This window comes from Flavobacterium fluviale (assembly GCF_003312915.1).
Lineage (GTDB): Bacteria > Bacteroidota > Bacteroidia > Flavobacteriales > Flavobacteriaceae > Flavobacterium > Flavobacterium fluviale.
The window spans coordinates 1741037-1766417 of the sequence record NZ_CP030261.1 but is presented as its reverse complement, the minus strand read 5'-3'; the positions used below and the strand labels follow the sequence as shown (position 1 = coordinate 1766417).

The 25381-nt window shown below is 33.6% G+C and carries 20 protein-coding genes; 1 reads left to right on the top strand and 19 read right to left on the bottom strand.

From position 1 onward, the window contains the following. Positions 1-58: 58 nt before the first annotated feature. The 4 genes from HYN86_RS07820 to HYN86_RS07805 are packed head-to-tail and all read right to left on the bottom strand — an operon-like array spanning position 59 to position 4418. A complete protein-coding gene (locus HYN86_RS07820) occupies positions 59-1174 on the bottom strand; it encodes an efflux RND transporter periplasmic adaptor subunit (protein ID WP_113677536.1) in 1116 nt (371 codons plus the stop codon). Between the two features lie 37 nt (positions 1175-1211). After that, the gene (locus HYN86_RS07815) at positions 1212-2477 is read right to left on the bottom strand and encodes an ABC transporter permease (RefSeq protein WP_113677535.1); all 1266 of its coding nucleotides are present in this window, start codon (positions 2475-2477) and stop codon (positions 1212-1214) included. 2 nt (positions 2478-2479) lie between these two features. Beyond that, on the bottom strand, positions 2480-3724 hold the full coding sequence (locus HYN86_RS07810; RefSeq protein WP_113677534.1) for an ABC transporter permease: 1245 nt from the start codon (positions 3722-3724) through the stop codon (positions 2480-2482). Continuing rightward, positions 3717-4418, bottom strand: coding sequence for an ABC transporter ATP-binding protein (locus HYN86_RS07805; RefSeq protein ID WP_095953361.1), 702 nt, complete (start codon positions 4416-4418; stop codon positions 3717-3719). Before HYN86_RS07805 ends, HYN86_RS07810 begins: the two co-directional genes overlap by 8 nt. Positions 4419-4593: 175 nt before the next feature. Between HYN86_RS07805 and HYN86_RS07800 the strand changes: the two genes are divergently transcribed. Continuing rightward, positions 4594-6000 carry a DUF4403 family protein gene (locus HYN86_RS07800; protein WP_113677533.1) on the top strand — a complete coding sequence of 469 codons (1407 nt, stop codon included), beginning with the start codon at positions 4594-4596 and terminating at the stop codon, positions 5998-6000. Positions 6001-6017: 17 nt separating this feature from the next. Here HYN86_RS07800 and HYN86_RS07795 read toward each other — a convergent pair whose 3' ends face one another. The 15 genes from HYN86_RS07795 to HYN86_RS07725 form a co-directional block, all read right to left on the bottom strand. Continuing rightward, on the bottom strand, positions 6018-6275 hold the full coding sequence (locus HYN86_RS07795) for a hypothetical protein (RefSeq protein WP_113677532.1): 258 nt from the start codon (positions 6273-6275) through the stop codon (positions 6018-6020). Further along, positions 6265-6849, bottom strand: a complete 585-nt coding sequence (locus tag HYN86_RS07790; protein ID WP_113677531.1) for a DUF420 domain-containing protein — start codon at positions 6847-6849, stop codon at positions 6265-6267. The genes HYN86_RS07795 and HYN86_RS07790 overlap by 11 nt, the downstream gene beginning before the upstream one ends. Before the next feature lie 2 nt (positions 6850-6851). After that, positions 6852-7538 (bottom strand): SCO family protein, encoded by a 687-nt coding sequence (locus HYN86_RS07785; RefSeq protein WP_113677530.1) that lies wholly within the window; start codon positions 7536-7538, stop codon positions 6852-6854. Between the two features lie 11 nt (positions 7539-7549). Next, positions 7550-8191 (bottom strand): hypothetical protein, encoded by a 642-nt coding sequence (locus HYN86_RS07780; RefSeq protein ID WP_113677529.1) that lies wholly within the window; start codon positions 8189-8191, stop codon positions 7550-7552. A gap of 78 nt (positions 8192-8269) precedes the next feature. Next, the gene (locus HYN86_RS07775) at positions 8270-8620 is read right to left on the bottom strand and encodes a cytochrome C oxidase subunit IV family protein (protein WP_113677528.1); all 351 of its coding nucleotides are present in this window, start codon (positions 8618-8620) and stop codon (positions 8270-8272) included. An 18-nt stretch (positions 8621-8638) separates the two neighbouring features. Next, positions 8639-9625, bottom strand: coding sequence for a cytochrome c oxidase subunit 3 (locus HYN86_RS07770; RefSeq protein ID WP_113677527.1), 987 nt, complete (start codon positions 9623-9625; stop codon positions 8639-8641). A gap of 42 nt (positions 9626-9667) precedes the next feature. Next, positions 9668-10255 carry a cytochrome c oxidase subunit 3 gene (locus tag HYN86_RS07765; protein WP_113677526.1) on the bottom strand — a complete coding sequence of 196 codons (588 nt, stop codon included), beginning with the start codon at positions 10253-10255 and terminating at the stop codon, positions 9668-9670. Between the two features lie 2 nt (positions 10256-10257). Further along, positions 10258-11160, bottom strand: coding sequence for a heme o synthase (cyoE, locus tag HYN86_RS07760; RefSeq protein WP_113677525.1), 903 nt, complete (start codon positions 11158-11160; stop codon positions 10258-10260). Positions 11161-11316: 156 nt separating this feature from the next. Then, on the bottom strand, positions 11317-13440 hold the full coding sequence (locus HYN86_RS07755; RefSeq protein ID WP_113677524.1) for an energy transducer TonB: 2124 nt from the start codon (positions 13438-13440) through the stop codon (positions 11317-11319). Between the two features lie 19 nt (positions 13441-13459). Beyond that, a complete protein-coding gene (gene deoC / locus HYN86_RS07750; protein ID WP_113677523.1) occupies positions 13460-14203 on the bottom strand; it encodes a deoxyribose-phosphate aldolase in 744 nt (247 codons plus the stop codon). Positions 14204-14318: 115 nt separating this feature from the next. Beyond that, on the bottom strand, positions 14319-14702 hold the full coding sequence (locus HYN86_RS07745; protein ID WP_113677522.1) for a VanZ family protein: 384 nt from the start codon (positions 14700-14702) through the stop codon (positions 14319-14321). Continuing rightward, positions 14695-15075, bottom strand: coding sequence for a glycine cleavage system protein GcvH (gene gcvH, locus HYN86_RS07740; protein WP_057117438.1), 381 nt, complete (start codon positions 15073-15075; stop codon positions 14695-14697). The genes HYN86_RS07745 and gcvH overlap by 8 nt, the downstream gene beginning before the upstream one ends. An 85-nt stretch (positions 15076-15160) precedes the next feature. Next, positions 15161-22387, bottom strand: coding sequence for a T9SS outer membrane translocon Sov/SprA (gene sov / locus HYN86_RS07735; RefSeq protein ID WP_113677521.1), 7227 nt, complete (start codon positions 22385-22387; stop codon positions 15161-15163). A gap of 24 nt (positions 22388-22411) precedes the next feature. Beyond that, the gene (gene ruvA / locus HYN86_RS07730) at positions 22412-22993 is read right to left on the bottom strand and encodes a Holliday junction branch migration protein RuvA (protein ID WP_095953346.1); all 582 of its coding nucleotides are present in this window, start codon (positions 22991-22993) and stop codon (positions 22412-22414) included. A 78-nt stretch (positions 22994-23071) separates the two neighbouring features. Next, the gene (locus HYN86_RS07725; RefSeq protein ID WP_113677520.1) at positions 23072-25363 is read right to left on the bottom strand and encodes an NADP-dependent malic enzyme; all 2292 of its coding nucleotides are present in this window, start codon (positions 25361-25363) and stop codon (positions 23072-23074) included. Positions 25364-25381: the final 18 nt, after the last annotated feature.

Here is a 25381-nt window from a genome sequence, read left to right as displayed (position 1 = left end):
AACTACGCAAATTTAACATTTTTTAAAACCAAAAGGATCCCTAAAACTTCAAATTAAATTATTTTTTTTCTCCTTCATTAATCAAACCTTGATTCCAGATTTTTATTTTATCTGAACTCTTCACGCCGCTTTTAACTTGAACGTAGATTCCATCACTCACTCCAAGAACTAAATCTTTTCTTTGAAATTTCTGTGGAGCCGTTTCAATCTCAACATAAGGCTTTTGTGTCTTTTTGTCAAATTGCACTAGTGATTCTTTTATTGCCAGAATCTTATCCGCTTTTTCCAAAATAATAGAAGCATTTGCACTCAAGCCAGCTCTAATAAAAGTATCATCTCTATTAACCATCTGAGCTTTAATTTCAAACTGAATTGCTCCATTCTCTGTAACACCTTTTGGTGCAATATAATTTAGAACTGCATCAAATTTTTTATTTTCAATAGCACCAATTGTAATTTCAATAGGCATTTTTTCTTTGATTTTACCTACTTCAGACTCATCAATTTTCCCAATAAAGATCATTCTTCCAACATCAGCAACGCTGGCAATTGTAGTTCCTTCATTAAAATTATTGCTTTCAATAACTTGGTTTCCAACTTTTACTGGAACGTCTAAAACCATTCCGTTAACAGTAGAACGTATTAAAGTATTGGCATAACTTCCTAAAGAAGATGTCGTTCCTGTTTTAACAATATCCAAACTTTGTTTTGCAGCCAGATAAGTTTGTTTTGCCTGATTGTAAGCTACTTGTGCAGCATCAAAATCATTTGCAGAAATTACATCTTTTTCAAATAATGTTCTTTGTCTTTTGTAAAGTCTTTCCTGATTGTCCAAAGCAATTTTTGCTGTCTGAACTTGATTCTGCGTACTGCTCACATTAGAAACGTTTGCAACAACTCGAATTTTTGCGATCATATCACCAGCTTTGATTTTCTCACCCGCTTTGATATATACTTGTTCAATAATCCCAGAGATATTTGGTTTGATTAAAACCTCTTCATCTGGCTGAATATTACCAGTTGCAATTGTATTTTTTACAATAGTCTTAATTTCTGGTTTCTCCGTTTTAAACACAATTGGCGACTCCTGATTTTTGGCATACAAATAGTAAAGTGCGCCAAAAAACACGATCGCAATAAATATTAAAATGGTTACAGTTACTCCTTTTTTCATTTGTTTTTGGTTTAATCGATTTATTTTGATTGATAATTTATTCTGTTCTTAAAGCATCTACAGGTTTAACATTGATCGCGGTCTGCGCCGGAATAAATCCTGCCAGCAACCCTGATCCAACTAATATTAATAAAGCAACAAATACAACTCCCAAGTCCACACTTGGATTAGCAAACATGGTGTTTTCTCCCGGAGGCATCGAATCCAAGGCTAGATTTAAAAGTGCAATAATTCCAGTTGCAACGGCAATACCAAGCATTCCAGAGATTATGGTCAAAAATATAGATTCTGATAATATCTGTCCGCGAATAGCTCCCGGCGTTGCGCCCAATGCTCTTCTTATTCCAATTTCTTTTGTACGCTCTTTTACTACAATAAGCATGATGTTTGAAATCCCGATTACTCCCGAAATCAAAACTAGTGTTCCCACAAAATAAGCAATCACTTTTAGGATATTAAATAAGCTTTGCACTTTATTAAATTGTTCGTACAAATCGAAATTTCCAACCGCTCTATCATCTGTTGGATTTATAGAATGCAATGATTTGATTATTTCTAAAATTTTAGGTTTTAATTCCGTAATAGAAGTTTCATCTTTTGCAGTAAGTGCCATCCATCCTACTTTGTCTCCATAATTAAAAGACTGCTGAAAAGTTGTAAAAGGAATGAAAATATTTTTCTGTTCCTGCTCTGCATTTCCGCCTTGTTGTTTGGATTTATAAACTCCAACCACCATAAAATTTATGCCATTAATTTTAACATAAGTCCCTATAGCTTCTTCTTCTTTTCCATAAAGCTCGCTTATAACTCCCTTACCAATAACAGCCACTTTTCTCTTTTCCTGAATATCCTGCTGATTTACAAACCGGCCTTTGATGATATCCATTGGCTGTTGTTTTATAAGCTCTGGGTAATCTCCATATATCGTAAATGAAGAAGTTTTGGTTCCTCTAACCACATTGTTTGTTCCATTAAAATCACCTAATTGATTTCGTGGAGAAACATATAGTAAATCCGGCAGTGCAGCCTTTAAAGCTGCAACATCACTGTTTCTAAAATCATATCTTCTCGTTTTTGGCAAACCTTTGTAAGCTTTAGAGGTAGTCTGGCTCCACATAAACATTGTATTTGTCGCAATTCCGTCAAATCCTTTTTTTATGCCATTTTCCAAACCATTACCTGCAGCAAGTAAAATCACCAAAATAAATATTCCCCAAAAAACACCAAAAGCTGTCAGAATAGTTCTGAAAGGGTTGGCCGTTAAGGCCTGTAAAATCTCGTCCCAATTATCTTTTTTAAACATAACTATTCGTCTCTAAGTGCTACAATAGGTTTAATTTTAGCTGCTCTATATGCTGGAAAAAAACCTGCAACGGCACCAGCAAACACCAATAGAAATAGTGTTGTTAATGCCACATTAAAATCAACTTCCGGGTTTCTAAAATATTCACTCTGAACCATCGGTCCAACAAATTCAAGCAGGAGTAAGCTTCCTAAAAGCCCAACAAAACCAGCAATTGTTGTAATAAAAATGGATTCGTGAAGTATCATTGTGATAATAGAAAATGGAGATGCTCCTAACGCTTTTCTAATTCCGATTTCTTTTGTTCTTTCTTTTACAATAATCAGCATGATATTACTCACACCAACAACACCCGCAATTATTGTACAAATACCCACCCACCAAAAAAACAATCTGATATATAAATTCAAGTCGTAGAACTGTTTTGCATCTTTAACCGAATTATAAACTCCAACTCCGCCGTCATCCTCTGGAGCTACCATATTTTTACTTTTCAATAAGTCTTTTAAGTCTTGTGTAAATTTTTCAGATTGTGCCAATGCTTCGTCATAATCATTTGTCTTTTTAAGGGTAAAAAACAAATTAGTGATTTTATCTCCTCCTCCAAAAGTTCGCTGTACCGTTGTTAATGGCAGATAAGCTCTAGCTTCTTCACGCTCTCCTCCTGGATCTGTAAAAATTCCGACAACTTTAAAATTGATATTATTAATTAATATTTCCTGTCCAAGAGCCTCTTTATCTTTAAACAAATCGGTCTTTACTTTCATTCCAATAACAGCAACCTTTTCGTTATTCTGTAAATCTTTACTATTTATATATCGTCCTTGAACTATAACCAGATTTTCTATTCCTCCATAATCAGGATCAACTCCTCTAAACTGATAATTCCCAGATTCTTTTCCATAACTAAAAGACTGTCCCCAATAATTATTTGTAGAAGCTCTCAAATCTAGTTTATCTTCAAATTTCTGAACAGACTGATTATAATCGCTATTGCGAAATTGTACTTGTCTGCCTGGATTCAAACCTTTATATTCTTTAGTTGTTGTACCAGACCAAACCTCTATAATTCCTGCTGCATCGCGTTCGAATTGTTTTTCAATTCCATTTTGAAGACCCTTACCTGCACCAAGCAGGATCACCAAAATAAAAATTCCCGATGCCACAGAAATTCCAGTTAAGAATGTTCTTAATCTGTTTTTTGAAATGGCTTCAAATATTTCCTGCCAGCGTTCAATATTAAACATAAGACGAAGCTCTAACTTGTTCTACTTTTTTATCATCGATAATTAATCCATCTTTTAGGACTACATTTCTTTTGCACATTGCAGCAATATCAGGTTCGTGTGTAACAATCAAAATTGTTTTGCCTTCGTCATTAATTCCCTGAATCAGTTCCATAACCTCGTAAGACGTCTTGGTATCAAGAGCTCCTGTCGGTTCATCTGCCAGCAAAACTTTAGGATTAGAGGCCAATGCCCTTGCAATAGCCACACGTTGTTTCTGCCCTCCTGAAAGCTCATTTGGTAAGTGGTGAGAGTGAGACCCAAGACCTACTTTTTCAAGATATTTCATTGCAATTTCATATCGCTCTTTTCTTTTAACCCCTTGATAATACAATGGCATCGCAACATTGTCTAGTGCCGATTTGTAATTAATTAAGTTAAAAGATTGAAAAACAAAACCTAAAAATTTATTACGATATTTTGAAGCAATTGTTTCGTTTAATTTTTTTATTGGAGTTTTATCTAAAATATAACTTCCAGAATCGGCTTCATCTAAAATTCCTAGGATATTTAGAAGAGTTGATTTGCCAGAACCAGATGATCCCATGATCGCGACTAATTCACCTTCCTCGATATTAAAATTAATACCTTTTAACACGTGCAACTCTGAACTTCCCATTTTATAGGATTTGTGTAAATCTTTAATTTCGATCATGGTATTGTTAAATTTTGAGACAATAATAACATTTTTATTAAGTAAATTATGATAATAAAAAGTTAATAATTTCGTTACCCTTTTGTATAAGACTTCAATCTTTATTAATTGTTACACTTTTTTAATAAAATATGATTGTTTTCGTAATTTTACCTTGTAATAAAAATTCATATTAATGAAGCTTTCTTCAATTCTTTCAATGTTTGCAGTACTTGTAGTACTAACGAGCTGTTCTTCCGCTCAAAAATTAGAGACATTAAAACCAGAACCAGATGATGCTATTCCGTTAGTGTACGACAGCAGTCCTTCTTTTATCAATTTACCAATTACGATTAAGCTTAGTGATATCGAAAACCAAACTAATGCTATCCTAAATGGATTAATTTATGAGGACAATATTATCGAAGATGATGACATTGAAATGAAGATCTGGAAACAAGCGCCTATTAAAATTCAAAATGATCCTTCAAATCGAGATAAAAGAATAAAAACTATTTTACCGCTTAAGGCTACCATCAAATACCGTATAGGCACTAAAAAACTTGGTGTAGAATTATACGATGTTAGAGAATTCAACTTAAACGGAATCATAACACTGTCAAGTGAAACTGCCCTCACAAATTGGAAACTTACTACAAAAACAGAATTTAAATCTCTTGATTGGAACGAAAGTCCAACGATGACTGTTTTTGGTAAAAACATGCCGATTACTTATTTGATCAATCCAGCAATCTCTATTTTTAAAGATAAACTCGAGAAAAAAATAGACGAAGCAATTGAAAAATCAATGGATTTTAAACCTAACGTTCTTCAGGCAGTAGAAAAAATCTGTACGCCATTTCAAATGAGCGACACTTATGAAAGCTGGCTTCGAATTGTTCCTATCGAAATTTACTCGACAAATGCCAAACTTAAAAATGATTCATTTTTACTTGACATGGGGATGAAATGCAACATGGAGACTATTGTTGGAAAACAGCCGGAATCTAAATTTAACGCCAGCAAAATTGCATTAAAGCCAGTTGCCAAAATTCCAAATCAGATTTCTGCTAATATTGCCGCGATTTCAAGCTATGTAGATGCCTCCAAGATTATGACCAAGAATTTTGCCGGACAGGAATTTGGATCGGGAAGTAAAAAAGTAACTGTTAAAAATGTTACTATTTGGCATAAAAACGGAAAAATGGTAATTGCTTTAGATGTTTTAGGATCTATAAACGGAATGCTTTACTTGAACGGATTTCCTCAATATAATCCGCAAACAAAGGAAATTTATTTTGACAAACTAGATTATGTACTAGATACAAAAAGCAAATTAATGCGAACAGCAAATTGGCTTGTACAGGGATACGTACTGCGAAAAATGGAAGAAAGCTGTAGATATTCTATTCAGCCTAATTTAGAAGAAGGTAAAAAAACGATGGCAGACTATCTAAAAAACTATTCTCCCATGCCAGGTGTGTTTGTAAACGGAAAAATGGAAGACATACAGTTCGATAAAATTCAGCTCACCAATCAAGCCGTAATCGCTTTTATAAAGATAAACGGAACTGTAAATGTTTCGGTAAACGGACTTAAATAAAAAAAAAGCAGTGTAAATTACACTGCTTTTTTCTTTTTATACATTCTATAAATTAGATATCCTATAATAACGACCAGCAAATATGGAATAACCATTAAATAAACAATTCCATCATTTACCGCTTCGGCTTTTTTAGTATTAGAATCACCCGATAAAGCTGCACGGCACATCGCGCATTGAGCATTTATTGAAATCCCAATAAAGAAAAAACAAATTCCAAAGATTAAAGTTTGAAACTTGGAATTCGATTTTTGATTTTTATATTTAATTAGCATAATACGGAGAAATCATTAAAAATACTACAACTCCCGTTACAGCAACATATAACCAAATTGGAAATGTTATTTTCGCAATCTTTCTATGTCTGTCAAATCGTTGAGCCAGCGCTCTCACATACGTAATTAAAACCAATGGAATAATTGCGATAGAAAGTAAAATATGAGTGATTAAAATAACAAAATATACCAATCGCAACGATCCTACTTTAGCACTTTCAACAGCATCAAGTACACCATCATGATTCAAATCTCCAAATTTTGTAGAATCAGCAGTCATGTGATAAGCAACATACATAACCAAGAATGCAACTGACAAAGCGATAGCAAAAGTCATTAGTCGTTCGTGTAATTTCTGTTTTCCATTTTTAATAGCCAAAACCGCCCAAACCAATACAACCGCAGTAATACCATTTGTAGTAGCATAAATAGGAGGCAGAAATGACAAAGGCTCTACATCAAAACCAAAATCTTTAAGTTTTACACCAAACAAAATTGCCACAACAACCGGAATTACAATTGAAACTGCAACAATAAGTTTGCTGTATTTTTTCTCTAAAGTATTATCTTCCATTATTATTCTTCTAATAAAATTTTAATATCCTGTTGAATATCTCGGACTCCTTTTTTGTCTAAACCATCATAATAAATAGTTGGATTTCCGTATTCATCTTTTCTGCAGCGAATATTCCCGTCTTTATCAATTAAAGCAAATAAACCAGAATGTTCAAAACCGCCGCTTACTTTGTCATTTTCGCCCGCATAAAGATTAAAACCTTTATTCGACAAGTCCATAATTACACTTTTATCCCCAGTTAAGAAATTCCAGTTTGAAGATTTTACACCCAGCAATTTGGCATGATCTTTTAAAACTTGAGGTGTATCATGTTTTGGATCTATCGTTATAGAAACAATCCCAAAATTTGGATTACCAAAAAAAGTCTTTTCAATCTCAAGCATACTCATATTCATCTTTGGACAAATAGAAGGACATGTTGTAAAAAAGAACTCTAAAACATACACTTTCCCTTTATAGGTTTCATTTGAAACTTTTACATTATCCTGGTTCGTCAATTCAAACTTTGGAGCTGGTCCAATTGTTAAAAGTTTAGCTTCCTTTGAAGATTTTGCTTCAACATTATCTAAACGGTTTCCTTTTACAATTTCCCCGTTTTTAACCCGATCAACAATTTTAGGAATGGCATATATCCCAAAAATCAAAATGATAAAGGAAATCCCTATGTATGATTTATTTTTGAACATTATAAATGATTTTAAAGTTGCTTTGTAGCGTTATGATTTTTCTTTAAAGCTGCGCGGTATTCGTATAAAATGATTTTGAAGTCATCCAGCATCTCGTTACTTAATTCTGATGGATGAAAAGTATCATAACCTTCCTTATACTCTTCTTTATCTTTTCGTCCTCTTAAACTGCGATCCTTATCTATGATATAAACATTCGAAGTTCCAAGATTTTGATTTAGTTTTTCTTTTAAATGAAGCTGGTCATAAAATTTTTGGATTTCTTCGTTTGAAGCAAATACGAAATTCCAATTTTTTACATCTGTAAAAGGAGATAAAGCATCTACGATTTTTTGAGCTTCTTTCTCTGTCCCAATCGGGCATAAAATTACAAACTGAAGATCCTCAAAACCATTATAGCGTTTATAGATCTTTTCATTTAAGTTAAAATAATTTCCTCGGTTTTCTAAAATATTCGAACCCGAGAATCCAAGCACAGTTATCTTTTTATCAAGAGAAACTTTTTTTCCGTTTAATGATTTCCAATCTCCAAAATCAGCCACTTTTGGTGTTATTACAGGAAGTGTTGTAAAACTATTTACACCAGAAGCAAAAAATAAATAAGCTACAATTGGCAGAACAAAAAGTACAAAGAGAACTATATTTTTTTTCATTGTATTAACGGAAATTATTGAGGTACAAAAATAAAAAAATCCCGATGTTATCGGGACTCTTTTCGAATTAATATCATGTTAAAAATTCCATTTAATAGTAGAATCTTTAAAAACCCCATAAATATAATGTCCTTCTGTCAATAGAATAAACAATAAATATAAAACAAGGAAGACAACTGATGATACAACAGACCATCTAAGACTGCTTTTTTCACCTTCCATGTGCATAAATGCCCATACAATATAATATGCTTTGAAAATTGTAAGGATATAGAAAATCCAGTTTAACAAATTCAAACCGATAAAATGAGTAAATTCTAATGATGCAGGTTTGTAGATACCTAAAATAACTTCTACTGTAGTTACTAATGAAAGTAATCCAAAAACAAACCAGATTCTTTTTGTATTTGATACGTGCTCGTGTGACATAATAATTAAATTCTAAAATTAAACTAGGTAGAAAACTGTAAATACAAATACCCAAACTAAATCTACGAAGTGCCAGTATAAACCAACTTTCTCTACCATTTCGTAGCTTCTTCTCTTCTCATAAGTACCTAATAATACATTAAAGAAAATAATGATGTTGATGATAACTCCAGACAATACGTGGAATCCGTGGAAACCAGTAATGAAGAAGAAGAAATCAGCAAATAACTTATTACCATACTCGTTTCTAATCAAGTTAGCACCTTCTACAACATATTTAGCATTTGCTAAATGAGCTTCAGATTCTTCTCTTGATAAAACAGTTTTTTTCTTTTTATCAGTAAGTTTTTCAGTTCTAATTAAAATTTCTGGATGGTTTTTAAATCCTTCCTGAACTTCAGCAACTGTGTAAGTTGGAAGAGATTGAGCATCTTCTACAAACCAAGTTGAATGACTTCTTGTTAGAGCTTCTCTTTGTTCTGGTAATTTAACAGCAAAATCAGCTAGAGCTACTCTTCTACCATCTTTATCAACAAATTGTAATAAGCTGCCTCCTACAGTTTCAACAGCACCATATTCCCCTTTAATGAAGTTTTTCCATTCCCAAGCTTGAGAACCAACGAAAATTATACCTCCAATAATTGTTAAGAACATATAAATTGCAACTTTAGTCTTTTTCAATTGGTGACCTGCATCAACAGCTAAAACCATTGTTACAGATGAAAAGATCAAAATAAAAGTCATTAAAGCTACATAATACATTGGAGCCGCAACACCATGCATAAATGGAAAGTGAGTAAACACTTCATCAGCCAAAGGCCAAGTTTCAATAAATTTAAATCTAGAAAAACCGTAAGCTCCTAGAAATCCAGAGAATGTTAAGGCATCTGATACGATAAAAAACCACATCATCATTTTACCATAACTTGATCCTAGTGGCTGGATCTCATGACCGCCTCCCCAAGTTTTTTCGTCGTTGTTTGCAGTAGTAACTGTCGCTCCCATAAAAGATATTCGTTAAAAAGTTCCCAAATTTACGTTTTTTTCTTATTTAAAGAAAAATAAAAATAAAAATAAATATACCCATAATAAATCCAAAAAGTGCCAATACATCGCACCTAGTTCTATACCAAGAGTTTGAGTCGAATTGTATTTTTGTTTAAAATGATTATAAATTATAATTAAAAGTGAAATTAATCCGCCAGCTAAATGTAACAAGTGCGTAACTGTTACCACATAAAGAAAAGTTGTAGTAATTGAACTACCTTCTCCTGTAAAATAATATCCTTGTTCAACGATTTGTCCAAATCCTTGAAATTGTAACACTACAAATAAAATCCCTAACGCTAAAGTTCCCAAAAGCAATCCAGTAACAGCACTTCTATTGTCTTTTTGAATAGCTTTTTTTGCTAAATAAAAAGTAACACTACAGCCAATAATTACAGCTGTACTCCAATAAAATGCAGAAGGAAGCTCAAAATTCTTCAACCAATCTGCTCTTGATTTACTTACCACAAATGCACTTGTTAAGCCAGCAAACATCATGGTCATACTAACCATTGCGAAAAGAAGAATCAGTTTTGCTGATTTCGACTTTCTTACTTGTTCTTCATTTGTTTTCAATGTCATTTCCATAACTATCTTAAAAATTTATCTACTATAAACACAATTTGTAAAAGCGAAATATAAGAAACACTTACCAGCATTAATGTTCTTGCTGCTTTTGCGGTCCTTAAATTATATAAACGAACTGCATAAAAAAGCATCCAAATCCCTAAAAGGAATACCAAAACCGCCGCAATTGGAGAAATAAACAACTGTCCTGTAAAACCTAAAACAGGCAGCAGCGATGCAATTATAAGCCAGATTGTGTATAAAATAATTTGTAACGCAGTTCCTTTATCTTTCTTACCTGTTGGAAGCATAAATATGCCTGCTTTCTCATAATCTTCATATAAAAACCATCCAATAGCCCAAAAATGCGGAAACTGCCAAAAAAACTGAATTAAAAATAAAGTCCCAGCTTCGATACCAAATTCTCCTGTTGCAGCGACCCAGCCAAGCATAAATGGAATTGCACCCGGAAAAGCCCCAACAAAAACAGACAATGAAGTTACGGTTTTTAATGGTGTATAAACACTTGTATATAAAAATATAGAAATAGCAGCAAACATTGCCGACTTAGCGTTTATAGTATAAAGTAGTGCAATACCTACAATTGTAAGCAGACTTGCCACCAGCAAAGCCATTTTTGGAGACATACGACCGGAAGGAACTGGACGATTTTTAGTTCGATCCATCAGCGAGTCAATATCTTTTTCAATTACCTGATTAAAAGCATTCGAAGCCCCAACCATGCAATAACCGCCAATAGCCAAAACTGCCAAAACACTCCATTTAAAAGGATGTTCAGAATCAACCCCTAATAAATATCCTGCAATAGATGAGAACAAAACACTAATAGCCAATCCAGCTTTAGTAATCTCTTTAAAATCTAGAAATATTGATTTGATTGATAATGTATTTTTTGCAGCGTTCAATACCGTTGTTGTTTGTGTATTTTTTTGAGTGCTGCAAATGTACAAATTAGATTGTAGAATTTAGGCCTATAAAAATAGATTTTTTTGAATAAAACCTTTACAAATTAAGAACTCGTCATACTTTAACACTATTATTTCGAAAAATCTTATTAAAAACTAGTAATCAAAATACCAATTGAAAATATCTGAACGCAATCCTATACTAAACCAAGTTGTACTTTGCTTAAATGTTGCCGCTGTTTCCTGCGTTGGATCAAAATTTCTATAAATAAGACTTCCAAATAATTTCAAATTCGTCATCGGATTAATTAAATACCCCCCTTGAATATCTGCAATAAAAATACTCGTTTTATTTCCCTGACCTACTTTTACACCTGTATCGTATGGACGTTTTTCATCGTAACTTTTATAAATGTTTCCACCATAATTAAAAGAATCCTCGGCTGTATCAAAATCTAAACCTCTTGTTCCCATTGTAAATTTAGCATCTCCAAACAAGCGTCCTTTATTGTAACGGCCGATTACAATTAACTCTTTAAAATTTCCTCCCCATTGATGTCCAACACTTTGATTGTTATGTCCGTAATTGGTAATAACAGCACTGTGAGAATAAACATAAGGACGAACATGGTTAAACTCAACTTGGAACAATAAGTCTTTTACATTAAATGCATTGAAATACTTTGCCCCAATTTGAAAACCAAATTTATTTTTCCAGCTTTGGTTTCCTGCCCCTACATCAGACACAGAAAATTCATCAATCAAGAATTGAGAATATAAATTGATGCTGTTATTCCATTTATATTTACCTGTTAAGCCTAATAACGCATTTCCACTTCTAGAAGAAGAACCAAACTCTACGGCACGATAAAAAATAATAGGATTAACAAAATTAATATCGAAACCTCTGTTATTTGAATCTGTCCAAACCACAGATTCGAAGAACCCTAAATTTAATCTATTTGAAACATTCCAGCTCAAGTAATGATTGGCCATGAATTTTGTAGCATACGTTCTTTCTTCAGTGACTTCTGGACGGACATCTTTCATCCACATATAAGTATTAGTATACTTTATTTTCCAGAAATTGGTATTAATTTTAAAATACGGATACGGACTCGCTCCATCTCCTTCTAATAGAGATCGATATCCATCACCTATAAAATTTCTTCCATATCCTAATTGAAGATCAAAAATTTTACTTGGCGCAAAAGTAATATTAGCATCTGCTAAAGGAAAATCATATGCATCTGTTTTAAAACGTTTTGCAATTCCAATTCCTGGAACAATTGCAGGATTACCTCCAGATGGCTTAATTGACTCTGCATAATCATTGAAATAACCTGCAAATCTTCCTTGACTTTCAAAAAACGTGGTTGTAAAATTAATCTGCTTTCCTAAACCTCCTCTAAAATTTAAAGCCCTAGTGTTTACATACGTATATGACGCATCAATATCTGAAGCTTTACCCATTTGCAAATCGACAATTGGATTTAAGGAAAACCAATAATCTTCTCCCTGAATCTGCACCATGTTTTCGTTCCACCATTTTCTTCCCAGCCAGCTCGATACATTTTTTTGCAGCGATTCATTAACTGCTTTTAGATTATAATATTTAGAAACCTCAGCATAAGTATACGGTTTAGAAGCAGTATGATTATTACTTCCTACTTGATTCATTGCTCCGTCAAACTGAGCATAATAACTATGAGAAAAAGGAATATTTAAATGACTTTCGAATTCCGGATTATTGTATTTTTTATATACAATACTATCGAGTTCTGTCATCGGTTTTTCGATTGGCTTTAAAATTTCAGCTGCCGCCAACGCTTCAGAAGCAAGCTGTTCTGAACTTTTAAGGGGCACATCAATAGAAATAGTATATTTAGAATAAGTGGCTTTTCCATTATAGGTTGAAGGTTTGATTTTTGGAAATTTCCCAAATACTCTTTTCGCTTCTTCAGACAATTCATCATTACCCGCTGAAACATAAATCACTTTAAATTCTCCTTCGACATTAACTTCAAAAAGAACTTTTACTTGTCCTTTGTAATTATTTTGTTTTAAATTTTCAGGAACTTGAAAAGTATTAAATACAAAGTCTTGAACTTCTTTGTAAAAACAATTTTCTAATTTTTTACCGTCTAAATTTTCACAGTTTGGAAAAACAGGAAACATTTCTGCAGTAAAACCTGGCTGAATTGAAGAACTGCCATTTTGCTGTGAATAAACAATGAAAAATGAAAAAATGAAAACAAGGGCTAAAAAAAACTTATTCACTTAAAATATAGATATTTATTTAATATTGATTTGGGGCATTTTCCCCGTTTGCTATTGCTTTTGCTGCCGAAGTACCAATTCGCTTTACTCCTAAAAGAATCATTTCTGATGCATCTTTAAATGAGCGCACACCTCCAGCTGCTTTTACAGATAATGGCGAAGCATTTTCAAGCATTATAATTATTGTTGGAACAGTCGCGCCGTTTGGCTGACCATTTTCTGTTTTATAAAAACCGGTTGAAGATTTTACAAAGACTGAAGAAAAATCTTCTTCCTGAAAATTCGACACCACAACGTTCTTTATTAAGGCAGATAATTGAATAATCTCTTTATCTGTTAATGCAGCAACTTCTATAATCCACTTTACTGTTTTATTATTAGCTAAACCGATTTGTGTTCCAAACAAAATTTCCTGTTTGACTAAATCTATTTCACCATTTTTGAAAGCTTCATAATTACATACAAAATCTAAATCGTCTGCGCCATTTGCAATTGCTTCGTTTGCTTCCTTAATTTTATGTTCCAGACTTGACTTGCCTTCTGGAAAATCAATTACCGTTCCCACAAGTAAAACAGAATTAGCTGCTGCAATCATTTCTTTAGCAACAGTAACATATTCCGGCCGAATCATAATTAATTTAAATTCTTCCTGAATTGCTTCTTCAATTGCATTTTTAACGACAATAGTATTTTCTGCTTCAGAAAGACCAGCTTGTGAGGCAGTTTTTAAATAAGTAGAATCTAAATATTGCTTTACATTCATAATGATAGAAGTTGCAGAAAACCAGCACAAAAGTACATTTTATATTGATAAAAAACAGAGCTTTTAAAATTTGATTTTCTTGTAAAAAAAAACCCACCGAAGTGGGTTTGTAATTTTATATCTTATCGATTTGCTTTTTAAATGCTATCGCAGAAAAAACTGCAACGAATGCCCCTAGAGCATTTGCTAGAATATCTGTAACATCTGCAGCTCTGCTCACAGTTAAAGCATTTTGCAAAATTTCTATTGTGATTCCGAAAAAAACAGAAAAAATAAAAGAAACCAAATAAGCTTTATAGTCGTCTGCCTCTTTTCCTTTTAGCTCTTTTTTGAAAAACAAAATCCACGAAATTGTAAATCCAAAATGAAAACAAAAATGTACAATTTTATCAAGACTTGGAAAGTTGACCGCTGGTAAATTACTAGAATCTGTTAGACAGAAATAAGCAATTATTCCAGAGCAGATCATTGCCCAAATTAACAATAATTGTTTAGGCACCGATTAAAGTTTTATAAGCTTCATCAGATAATAAAGAATCAATTTCTGATGCGTCTGCAATTTTAATTTTAATCATCCATCCCGCTCCGTAAGGATCTGAGTTTACAGTTTCAGGAGCACTTTCTAAATCTTCATTAAAAGCAATGATTTCACCTGTTAATGGTAAGAATAAATCTGAAACTGTTTTTACAGCCTCAACAGTTCCAAAAACTTCGTCTTTTGAAAGCGTCTGATCTAAAGTTTCTACCTCAACATACACGATATCCCCTAACTCTTTTTGTGCAAAATGAGTAATTCCTACAGTTGCAACATCTCCTTCGATGCTAACCCATTCGTGATCTTTTGTGTACTTTAAATTTGCTGGTATGCTCATAATAGTATGTTTGAAAATTGATAATTTAAAATTTAAGCCACAAATGTAATAATCTTCTAATGAAATCTAGTTTAGAAACTAAAAATTAATTTCCAAAATTATAACGAAGTGTGAAACCTGATCTGATGTTCGTTAACGGAAATGAAGTCGAAATAACTGCTTTCGAGAACGAATGATCGTAATAGAATATTGCTGTCAAGTTTTTACTGAAAGCGTAATCAGCAGTTAGCTTTAAAGTCCAAATATTTTGTCCTGCCGCCAGCTGATTGTTATCGTAATCTAAATATCTAACCAGAGTTTCATTATTTCTAAATGAAAAATCTGCCTTTATATTAATATCACTTTTAATAATTCCCGTCGGATTGTCTGCTAATCTTGAAGAGAAAATCACATCTTTAAAACGATATCCTAATCCTACAACATATTCTACCCCTTTAACTTCTGTCAATAAATTGTTGTCAAAACTCATAGATAGTGCGCGATCTTTTTTAATTTCAGTTAATAAACGCAATGAACTCTTAAGCTCAAAATCAACTCTAATAAGCGGACTAAACTGCTCTACTAAGTTAACATTTGACATAACTGTTTTATTAAAGAAGTTTGTATTTACATCCTGTCCGTTTGGTGTTTCAAAATAATCAAAATTTGATCTAAACTGACTAATAGTATATGAAGCCCTGTAATTATGCTGTAAAGAGAAACGTTTAAAATGATCTTTAAAATATTTATAACGCATCAAACCACTATATTTTATGGTCCAGTTTGGAATAGGGAAACTTCTAAAAATATCTGTTGAACTGCTCGAAGCGTTACTTCCAGTATATGCTGCTAAGAAAGATGGAAGCAAAACTGCCTGATTACTTTTTGAGAAACCAATAGGATATCCTTCGTTCGCCGCATATATTTTATAATTTGGATCTGTTTCAGCAGGAATAGGATTGTTTGCATCTCCATATCTTGGAATTTCAGCACCTGCACCATAACGCTGTTCTGCCAAGCGATTTGCAATAACCAAACGATTACTTCTAAAATCATCAAACGCAGCCGATTCTGTTTCTGTACTTGTTGAAAAAGATGTTTTTATCAATACTGTTGAAATAGAAAACATTCCATATGTATAAGGTGATAAAGGCATGTACTGACCGGTAGCCGGATCTACACTATATTGCTCTGAAGAATTTTCAGAATAAGCACGATCCATATTTAGATCAATCTTAAAATCAGGGAACAAGTCAACATTTGCCGTTACTTTCAAAAGTTTATTACTTACCTGCGTATAATTTTGATTAAAATCCTGATAACTAGTAAGCCACCCATTTTTAGCCGCTTCGTATCTTACATCATCTTGACTACCAAATACAAATCCTAATGACGGCTTAGATGTTCCAAAGAAACCTACTCCTGGTATATAACCTGGCAGAACAGTTCCGCTGTTTTTAGTGTAATTGATTTGAATGTTTTTAACACTTGTCAAAACTCCAATTAATCCATCATAAAAAGGACTGCTGCTAACTACTGGTTTTGCAGTATTTACAATTTTCTCGCCTGGTTTTGGAGCCGCCGCTGGTTTCGTTTTTGCGGTCTTTTTTGCACCTGGAGTTAATCCTAAATATTTATACAGCATATTCATATTTAGTGTTGTCGAAAAAGTATTTGAATTAGCATTTTGGATTGTATTTCCTAAATCCCACAGCGTTGTCGTTCCATCTTGATTTTCTTCTTGATATTGAGAAAATGCTGTTGAAGATCTCTGCCAGTTATAGTCGGCAGTATAAGAATAATTTGCCTTGATAAAACTAAATATTGGAATTTTATTAATTGGAATATCATAGTTTAATACCAATTGCTGCAAATGCTGGTTAGGCGTACCAATGTCAAAATAATCATCCCAAATGTTAAAATCTTCTTTTGGAGAATTATCATCATTCAAAAAGTTCCTAACGATATTATTAGAAGACGCTGTGTAATTTAACTTAAGTGATTTGGTTAAATTAAATCCGAAGCCATATTGGTAATTAAATGCAAAGTTTCGTCTATAAAGCGGGTCAATACCAATACTGCCCTCTTCTAGTTCGACTTCTCTAAATTGCTGGCGGTTACTTTGTCTGATAATATTAGTATTGAAAGAAATATTCGAAGGAAGATAATTAATATTAAAATCACTTAAAAGTTTCCAATACTCGCTTGTTTTCATGAATTTAGTCTGCTTGAAAGGTACAACTTCCTTCGGCTGAAAGGTATACGCATAATTAACAGATGTATTAGACTGCTCATCTTGATAATCTGCAACTTCATAATCATGTCTTTCAACCTGATTGTAAGATTGAGAAAATGTAAAATTCTCTACATCATAAACATGAGGTTTCTGTTCTGGAGCTCTATCTTTTCTTACCCCGATAAAATTGATGCTTTTACGTTTCGTATAATCTATCGCACGCGTTCTAATATTTTCTTTTTCTGCTGGATCTGTAGTTTCTCGAATTAATTGATCTAACTTAATATCCTGATTAAACGGATCATATTCTGGCGTGATAACTTCTTCACCAATAGCATAATTGAAAGGTAAATTGATACCCCATTTCTGAGGAAGTAATTTTCCTAAATTTAAATTTGTTACAATATTATATTGCTGAATATCTTCACGATCTCTCTCATTTGCACCTTGTTCAAGTGAACCAAAACCAATGGTACTCTTTTTTCCTGATGCCGATAATGTCATTACATCAGCCATGTTAGTATCAACATTCAGCAAAGCTGCCATACCGCCCTTGTTCTCTAGATCAGACATACGAAGTTCGTTAAACCAAACCTCTCCTTTAATATCTTTATGATCTGCCGCACTTTTTACTCCGACCATTAAATTTCGAACCAAACCAAAATTCGGATTACCTTTTATACCTAAAGTTAATTTACCATCTTGGTCACCTCCTTCAACAGATGGATCTCTATCCGGATAATATATACCATTTATATCTCGCCTAGGATCGTTAGGATCGATCTTCATTGCAAGTATTTTCATCCTAGTTAACAAAGACAATGCTAAATCAATATTATTTTCATCGAGCCAGACCTGATCTGGACTTATCGTACATGATCCTCCAGAGCTTGTCACTTTCAATGGGATTTCGATCTGATAAAAGTTTTGTGTAAAATCGTTACCAAAACGAATAAACCCTACCATTTCATCATCTAAAAGAGGACTTTCATTTGGAAGTGATTCTGCGTGAAGGAACATTTTCAACTTTTTGTATTGACGCATATCAACACTTACATTTTTGAAAACTGCTCTAGAATCTTGATATTCTAATCCTGAGCCTCCAATTCTTACTGCCAGCGACTGCTCATTTTGATTAATAATTGTATTATTATTATAAAGCTGCTCTCTCTGAACTCCTGGAGGAATAACGTAATTTACAGGACATTTTGTGCTGTTTTCTTGAATATTGACTGCTGCAACATCAAATTCAGTTCCGTCGTTTTCTGGATTTGTATCATTAGCATCTAATGTCCCTGTGTATCTTCTCCATTCTCCTCTAACCAAATCTAATGCTCCAAAACGAACCGTCATTTGATCGTTAAATCCAGTCATGAACATACGCATGAAACGAATTGATCTAAAATCTGTAATATTACCAATTGTGTTTTGAGGCTGTGAAACTGGAATTTTAAATTGTATCCATCTTGCATTGGTTGTAGATCCATTTGGAAGTTCTACATTACTGACTTCTCTAATATCTGTAATGTAATTTTGTCCAACCTGCATTCCTGGTCTTAAATCAATACTGTATTCATAATACGCATTGATAGTACTCATAGTATTATCACGGTTAATATCTTCAACGTCTGGAAGAGTTGTAGAACCACGATTTGGGTCATCTACACTTACCGCAGAGTTTCCGTCAGTTCCATTATATTTTTTATAACGATCTAGAACTCCTCCCTCTGTATTTAAATAATACGTGTAATCATCTGCGGCAGGATCGCTCTCACCTGCATAATTATTATAAACTGATCCTTCGCTTGAATTTGGAAGACCATCTAAACCAACATCTTGGTTTCTACGATTATCTGGATTTGTATCAAATGCATAAATTAAAGATTGAGATGCAGGCACATCTCCCCAAATTGGCTGGGGATTCACTTTAATTTGATCTGGACCTAATCCGTTTTCATATTGCTTTCTTCCGTCCTTTAGAACATCTTCAGAAACTTCACCTAAATTGAAATAAATTTTACCGGTATTACCTGGCTGCGACTCTCCTGTTCCAACATAAGGATCAAGTACCCAAAACTGAATATACTCAACATTTCCCTGCTCAAAATTGGTAGAGTTAAGCGCACGCATGATACCTCCAAAATTACTTGCAGGACTGCTTGCTGCAAAATCAGGATTGTTATTATAAGGTCCTCTATCTGAAGGATAATAGGTCAAGTCTAATGTATTGATAACTTGAATCTGCCCTTGTGCAATGTCTGTGTTTGGATAAAGTTCCCTGCTGTAAATTCTTCTGGTGGAATTAAAAGACAAATCATTGTTTGAAATTCCAGAAGGTTTTGACGCATAAAAAACAGGGTCAATAGTATACCAAGCTAATTTTGCACGTTTATAACCATACTCTAAAGTATTCGAACTTGCATTAAAAGTATTATCATTTATCGAATTAACAAATGGTGTTGATGACAAACTCCATGCATATGCAGACCTCATATCTATTGTGGTCTGAGAACCTTCAAAATCATCTATATAAATAGTTGCTTCTCCTTCAAAATCACTTGCTTTTGGAGCATCAGGTTTTAAAAATGCAACTTCTCCACGAATCGAAAGATTAGAAGGAACATCGGTATCAACATTTGGCAGCATGTTAGCTAATCTTGTTAAAAACGGAACTTCTGTCGAATAATTTCCATTAAAACCAAAAATAGTATTGTTAACAGATTCCTGACCGTAACTTGATTTTTGCGTAAAAGGGCGTTCCGTCATTTTTAACAACGTTGCTCCTAAAACAAAATTTTCAGACATTTTACGTTCAATATTAACCCCCATAAACCTTCTGGTCTGCTGTCCAAAAATTGAATTATTCTCTAAAGAAACTTCAATTGGTGTATTCGAAGCTTGAAGCGAAGGATCGAGAATCTGAACTCTTCCCAACTGGTAATCTACGCTGTAATCAATACCTTCAATTAAAACTCTTCCTGCTGCAGTTACCACAACAGAACCTTGCGGAACATTGAATGCTCCAATTGGAATACCGTTACTTCCGGAAGATTTGTATTTACCTCTTAATAAGAATTTATTTTTGTCACTATCCTGCAAAGCACCAGCTTGTGTACTTCTATACATATTTCTGAATACATATTTTTGCTGATTAGGATTGTAAGTGGTTGGATCGTTATAGTTTTCAGCAGAACCTGTATTTTGTAATTTCCTGAACAACAGCTCTCCAAAAGGCTCTTTAGTTGTAAAAATAATTCGCGCGTTTTGTACATCGACCGTTATTCCTGGAACATAATCAAAAAAACCATCTCCTCCACTTTGTGGATCATTGTTATAATTTAAGCGATCTAGATTAAAAACATTTAATAAAGGAGTCTGTTCCACTCTATTATCTGGGGAAGGATTTGCAGGAAAAGAACTTCCTGTTACTGGTGTAATGTAATTTATAGGAGAAGGATCTGTGTAAAGAATGTTTAACCTGAAATCTTCTTGTTTGATTTGATACGCCTGCGGAATTTGATAAACGTTTTTCATCATCAGGTTCCAAACAGGATTGTTCACATTTGTTAAACTGCTTTTCAGCATTTTTAACACCAAACTCTGCGTTACAATAGCCTGATTAGCATTGTTGTTCCCTGTTACCACAGTTGCATCTACACCATCACTTCCAAATTCCCCAACTTGATACACTTTTCCTCCAACGGTATACTCAAAAGCAACGGCTAAAATTTCGTCATTTGCCAGACGCTGCTGCAAAGAGATATACCCTAATTGTGAATTGAAAGTATATTCATTTGCTGTTAATTTTCTAGCATTTTCTAAAACAGAATAATCAGTACCTTCACTTACGTTTGCATTATTAAAACCAGAACCTGCTGTAACAATTTCTCTAATATTAGAATTCAAATAACTTCCCGCTCTTCCGATTCCTGCTGGATCGTATTTATTATTTGTGTTATCTGTTGGCGAATCTATCGGGTTGTTAAAAAATCCTGCCGAATTGGTGATTACTACAATTTCATTATCAGGAACTCCAGTAAACTGTCCTTCACCTAAATCTTGAAGTGCAATAATATTTCTTAAGTTATTATTGTTTGTCGATACTCGATTCTGTTTATTGGTTACCCATACTTCAAGTCTGGTGATTTGAACACGGCTGTCGATAAATGGATAATTTCGTAAAGAAGAATCGTATTTATTTCTAAAGTATTGCGACAAGAAGAAATGTCGGTCATTATCATAGTCTAATGCGAACAAATCAAAGTTTTGAACTGTCCCTCCACCTTCTGCGACTATACTTTTGGTTTGAGATTTTTGTTCTGAGAAAACTCCGGTAATTGTTGTTTTACCAAATTGCAATTGTGTCTTAACACCAAATAAACTCTGTGCACCTCTAATCAAGGTACTGTTTAAGGGCATACTCACATTACCAACTTCTACTTTCTGGACAATATCATCCTCAGTTGGTGTATAAGCTAATTTAAACAGGTTTTGAAAAGCAAATGTTGATTGTGTATCGTAATTGGCATTTACCTCCAGACGAGTTCCTATTTTACCCATTAAACTCATACTGATTCTTTGATCGAAGTCAAAAGTCAGACTGGATCTATTTCTTGGAGAAAATGAAGGATTGTCTTGTTTGGTGTAACGTAAACCTAAATCCATTTCTACTGATCCTGTGGGCTTTACATCAATTGTATTACTTCCAAAAATGCTTTCAAATAAACTGGAGTTGATATAATATCTTGGAAGCAAATCTTTTTTAGCTGCTTCGCTTCCTGTTTTTTTACCGTCAATAGCATCAGATTTCTTTCTAAAATAATCTCTTCTGGATTCTTTTAGAACTAAATCTTCGTATTCTTTTGGAGTTAAAATTAAAGGATAATTAATGGAGAAACCGTCAACTGAATTGGTAAAAATATAACGGTCTGTAATGGGATCGTATCTGTAAGCTGAAAGTACACTAGGAGGATCTTCAAGCTCAATTTTACCAACTGAAAACTGAGTTTTAGTTGTATCTTGAGTTGCCGGGTTTACCTGCGCACGCAAAACATTACCGCAGAGCAAGACCAGCAACAAAATACAAATTTTACGCATAGAATTCTTTTATATAAAATGAATTTATAAGCTTTTTAAAGCTTTTTTGATAATTGTTTCTACAGTAGCTTCAGGGTCTTCTTTGACAATCTTTTCTACTACTTTTTCAGAAGCTTTTCTAACAAAACCTAAAACTTCCAAAGCAGATAACGCTTCATCTCTATTTGTATTGTTTTGAACTACCGAAACTTCATCCAAATCGTACAACTTTAACACTTTTTCTTTTAAATCAAGTATAACCCTTTGTGCTGTTTTATTTCCTATCCCTTTGATAGACTGTATTACACCAACATCTCCTGATGCAATGGCGTTTATAATTTGCCGTGGCTCTATGGAAGAAAGCATCGTTCTTGCTATCCCTGCTCCGATTCCTGAAACCGAAAGTAACATTCTGAAAATTTCACGCTCAGATTTTTCGGCAAATCCATATAAAGTATGCGCATCTTCTTTAATTTGAAGATGCGTATACAATTTTATATTTTCAGAATTTGGGATTAACGAGAAGGTATGAAGAGATATATTTACCTGATAACCAACACCTCCACAATCAATCACAACTTCTGTAGGATTTTTTTCTACTAATCTTCCCTGCAAATGTGCTATCATAAATATAATTTATTAGTATCAAATATAATAAAAATGCCATATAATTACGACAATTTTATCCAATCCATCTTAGAACGTTTATTGTGCGATTTTATTTTTTTTGTTCTCTTTTTCCTGTGCATCAATAACTGCAATAGCAGCCATATTTACCATTTCTTCAACACTTGCACCCAATTGGAAAATGTGAACTGGTTTGCCCATCCCCATCATAATTGGCCCTATAGAATTCACTTTATACAATTCTTTCAACAGTTTATAAGTGATATTTGCTGATTCTAAGTTAGGGAAAATCAATGTATTTACTTTCTTTCCTGCTAATTTAGAGAATGGGAATTTCTCTTGCAGCATTTCTGGATTTAAAGCAAAATCTGCTTGAATTTCTCCATCAACAATCATTTCAGGATGATTCTTATGCAAATAAGCAACTGCCTCTCTAACTTTTGAAGCACTTTCGCTAGTTGAAGAACCAAAGTTTGAGAATGAAATCATTGCAATAACCGGCTCAATTCCAAACATTTTTGCTGTTTTAGAAGTCATAATTGCAATATTAACCAAATCTTGAGCAGTAGGATTAATGTTTATTGCTGTATCTGATAAAAACATTGGACCACGTGATGTAAGCATCATATTTGCCGTTGCAATAAGAGATGCATTTTGAGCTTTAGGAATTAACTGCATCATTGGTTTTACAACCGATGGATAACTTCTTGAATGTCCAGTTACTACTGCATCTGCTTCGCCTTCATTTACCATCATAGCTGCAAAATAGTTTCTTTCGCGCATGAATTTCTCAGCGTCTAATTTTGAAACGCCTCTGCGTCCTCTAGTTTCCCAGAATGAATTTGCAAATCTATTACGTCTTGCTTCTTCTTCATCTGTTTTAGGATCAATGATTTCTAGATCAGCATCAAAACCTAATTCTGCTTTCAATTCTAAAATCACTTCTTTATTTCCTAATAAAATTGGGAATCCAATTCCATCTTCATAAACAATTTGAGCCGCTTTTAAAACATTTAAATGATCTGCTTCAGCAAAAACAATTCTTTTAGGGTCTAATTTTGCACGATTTGTAATCAAACGCACCATTTTGTTATCATTACCCATACGCTCACGAAGATTGTCTTCATAAGCTGCCCAGTCTGTAATAGGATTTTTTGCTACTCCAGATTCCATCGCTGCTTTTGCAACTGCAGGAGCAACAACTGTAATTAATCTAGGATCAAATGGTTTTGGAATAATATATTCTTGTCCAAAGCCTAATTTTGTTGCACCGTAAGCTACGTTAACCTGTTCTGGAACTGGTTCTTTTGCCAAAATAGCCAACGCTTTTACGGCAGCCATTTTCATTTCTTCGTTAATTTTTGTCGCTCTTACGTCTAATGCTCCTCTAAAAATATAAGGGAAACCTAAAACATTATTTACCTGATTAGGAAAATCTGAACGTCCTGTCGCCATAATAACGTCTTTACGGGTTTCTACAGCTAAATTATAATCGATTTCCGGATTCGGATTTGCCATTGCAAAAACGATCGGACTTTTTGCCATTGTTAGTAACATTTCTGGCGAAAGAATATCTCCAGAAGATAATCCGATGAAAACATCAGCGTCTTTTACAGCATCTGCCAAAGAAATTTTTGGACCTTCAACTGCATATTTTAATTGTAAATCTGAAAGTGCAGGATTGTCTTTTGTTAAAAGTCCTTTACTGTTGAACATTAAAACATTCTCAACTTTCACGCCTAATAAAACGTATAAATCAGTACAAGCAATTGCTGCAGATCCTGCTCCAGAAACTACTACTTTTACATCTTCGGCTTTTTTTCCTGCTAGTTCAAGTGCATTGATTAAAGCTGCTGAAGAGATAATTGCTGTTCCGTGCTGATCATCGTGCATTACCGGAATATTTAATTCTTCTACCAGTCTTCTTTCGATTTCAAAAGATTCTGGTGCTTTAATATCTTCAAGATTTATACCTCCAAAAGTTGGAGCAATATTTTTTACTGTTTGAATAAATTCTTCAACATTTTCTGTACCGATTTCAATATCAAAAACATCGATATCAGAGAATATTTTGAACAATAACCCTTTTCCTTCCATTACAGGTTTTCCTGCTTCAGGACCTATATTTCCTAGACCTAAAACAGCTGTACCGTTTGAAATTACGGCTACTAAATTTCCTTTTGCTGTATATTTGTAAACGTCATCAATGTTTTCTGCAATTGCTAAACATGGTTCTGCAACTCCCGGCGAATAAGCCAATGATAAGTCTCTTTGGGTTGCATATTTTTTTGTTGGAACTACCTGAATTTTTCCTGGAGTAGGTTCTGAATGGTACAGTAACGCTTCTCTCTTTTTACTCTCTTTGTTCATTATTTTTAGCTTTTATTC

Bases quoted from the DNA above. Each gene is read 5' to 3' on its own strand.
- HYN86_RS07805 (WP_095953361.1), bottom strand. From the start codon at position 4,418: ATGATCGAAATTAAAGATTTACACAAATCCTATAAAATGGGAAGTTCA.
- HYN86_RS07795 (WP_113677532.1), bottom strand. From the start codon at position 6,275: ATGCTAATTAAATATAAAAATCAAAAATCGAATTCCAAGTTTCAAACT.
- HYN86_RS07820 (WP_113677536.1), bottom strand. From the start codon at position 1,174: ATGAAAAAAGGAGTAACTGTAACCATTTTAATATTTATTGCGATCGTG.
- HYN86_RS07765 (WP_113677526.1), bottom strand. From the start codon at position 10,255: ATGGAAATGACATTGAAAACAAATGAAGAACAAGTAAGAAAGTCGAAA.
- HYN86_RS07780 (WP_113677529.1), bottom strand. From the start codon at position 8,191: ATGAAAAAAAATATAGTTCTCTTTGTACTTTTTGTTCTGCCAATTGTA.
- HYN86_RS07725 (WP_113677520.1), bottom strand. From the start codon at position 25,363: ATGAACAAAGAGAGTAAAAAGAGAGAAGCGTTACTGTACCATTCAGAA.
- HYN86_RS07790 (WP_113677531.1), bottom strand. From the start codon at position 6,849: ATGGAAGATAATACTTTAGAGAAAAAATACAGCAAACTTATTGTTGCA.
- sov (WP_113677521.1), bottom strand. From the start codon at position 22,387: ATGCGTAAAATTTGTATTTTGTTGCTGGTCTTGCTCTGCGGTAATGTT.
- HYN86_RS07815 (WP_113677535.1), bottom strand. From the start codon at position 2,477: ATGTTTAAAAAAGATAATTGGGACGAGATTTTACAGGCCTTAACGGCC.
- HYN86_RS07770 (WP_113677527.1), bottom strand. From the start codon at position 9,625: ATGGGAGCGACAGTTACTACTGCAAACAACGACGAAAAAACTTGGGGA.
- HYN86_RS07775 (WP_113677528.1), bottom strand. From the start codon at position 8,620: ATGTCACACGAGCACGTATCAAATACAAAAAGAATCTGGTTTGTTTTT.
- gcvH (WP_057117438.1), bottom strand. From the start codon at position 15,075: ATGAGCATACCAGCAAATTTAAAGTACACAAAAGATCACGAATGGGTT.
- deoC (WP_113677523.1), bottom strand. From the start codon at position 14,203: ATGAATGTAAAGCAATATTTAGATTCTACTTATTTAAAAACTGCCTCA.
- ruvA (WP_095953346.1), bottom strand. From the start codon at position 22,993: ATGATAGCACATTTGCAGGGAAGATTAGTAGAAAAAAATCCTACAGAA.
- HYN86_RS07785 (WP_113677530.1), bottom strand. From the start codon at position 7,538: ATGTTCAAAAATAAATCATACATAGGGATTTCCTTTATCATTTTGATT.
- HYN86_RS07800 (WP_113677533.1), top strand. From the start codon at position 4,594: ATGAAGCTTTCTTCAATTCTTTCAATGTTTGCAGTACTTGTAGTACTA.
- HYN86_RS07810 (WP_113677534.1), bottom strand. From the start codon at position 3,724: ATGTTTAATATTGAACGCTGGCAGGAAATATTTGAAGCCATTTCAAAA.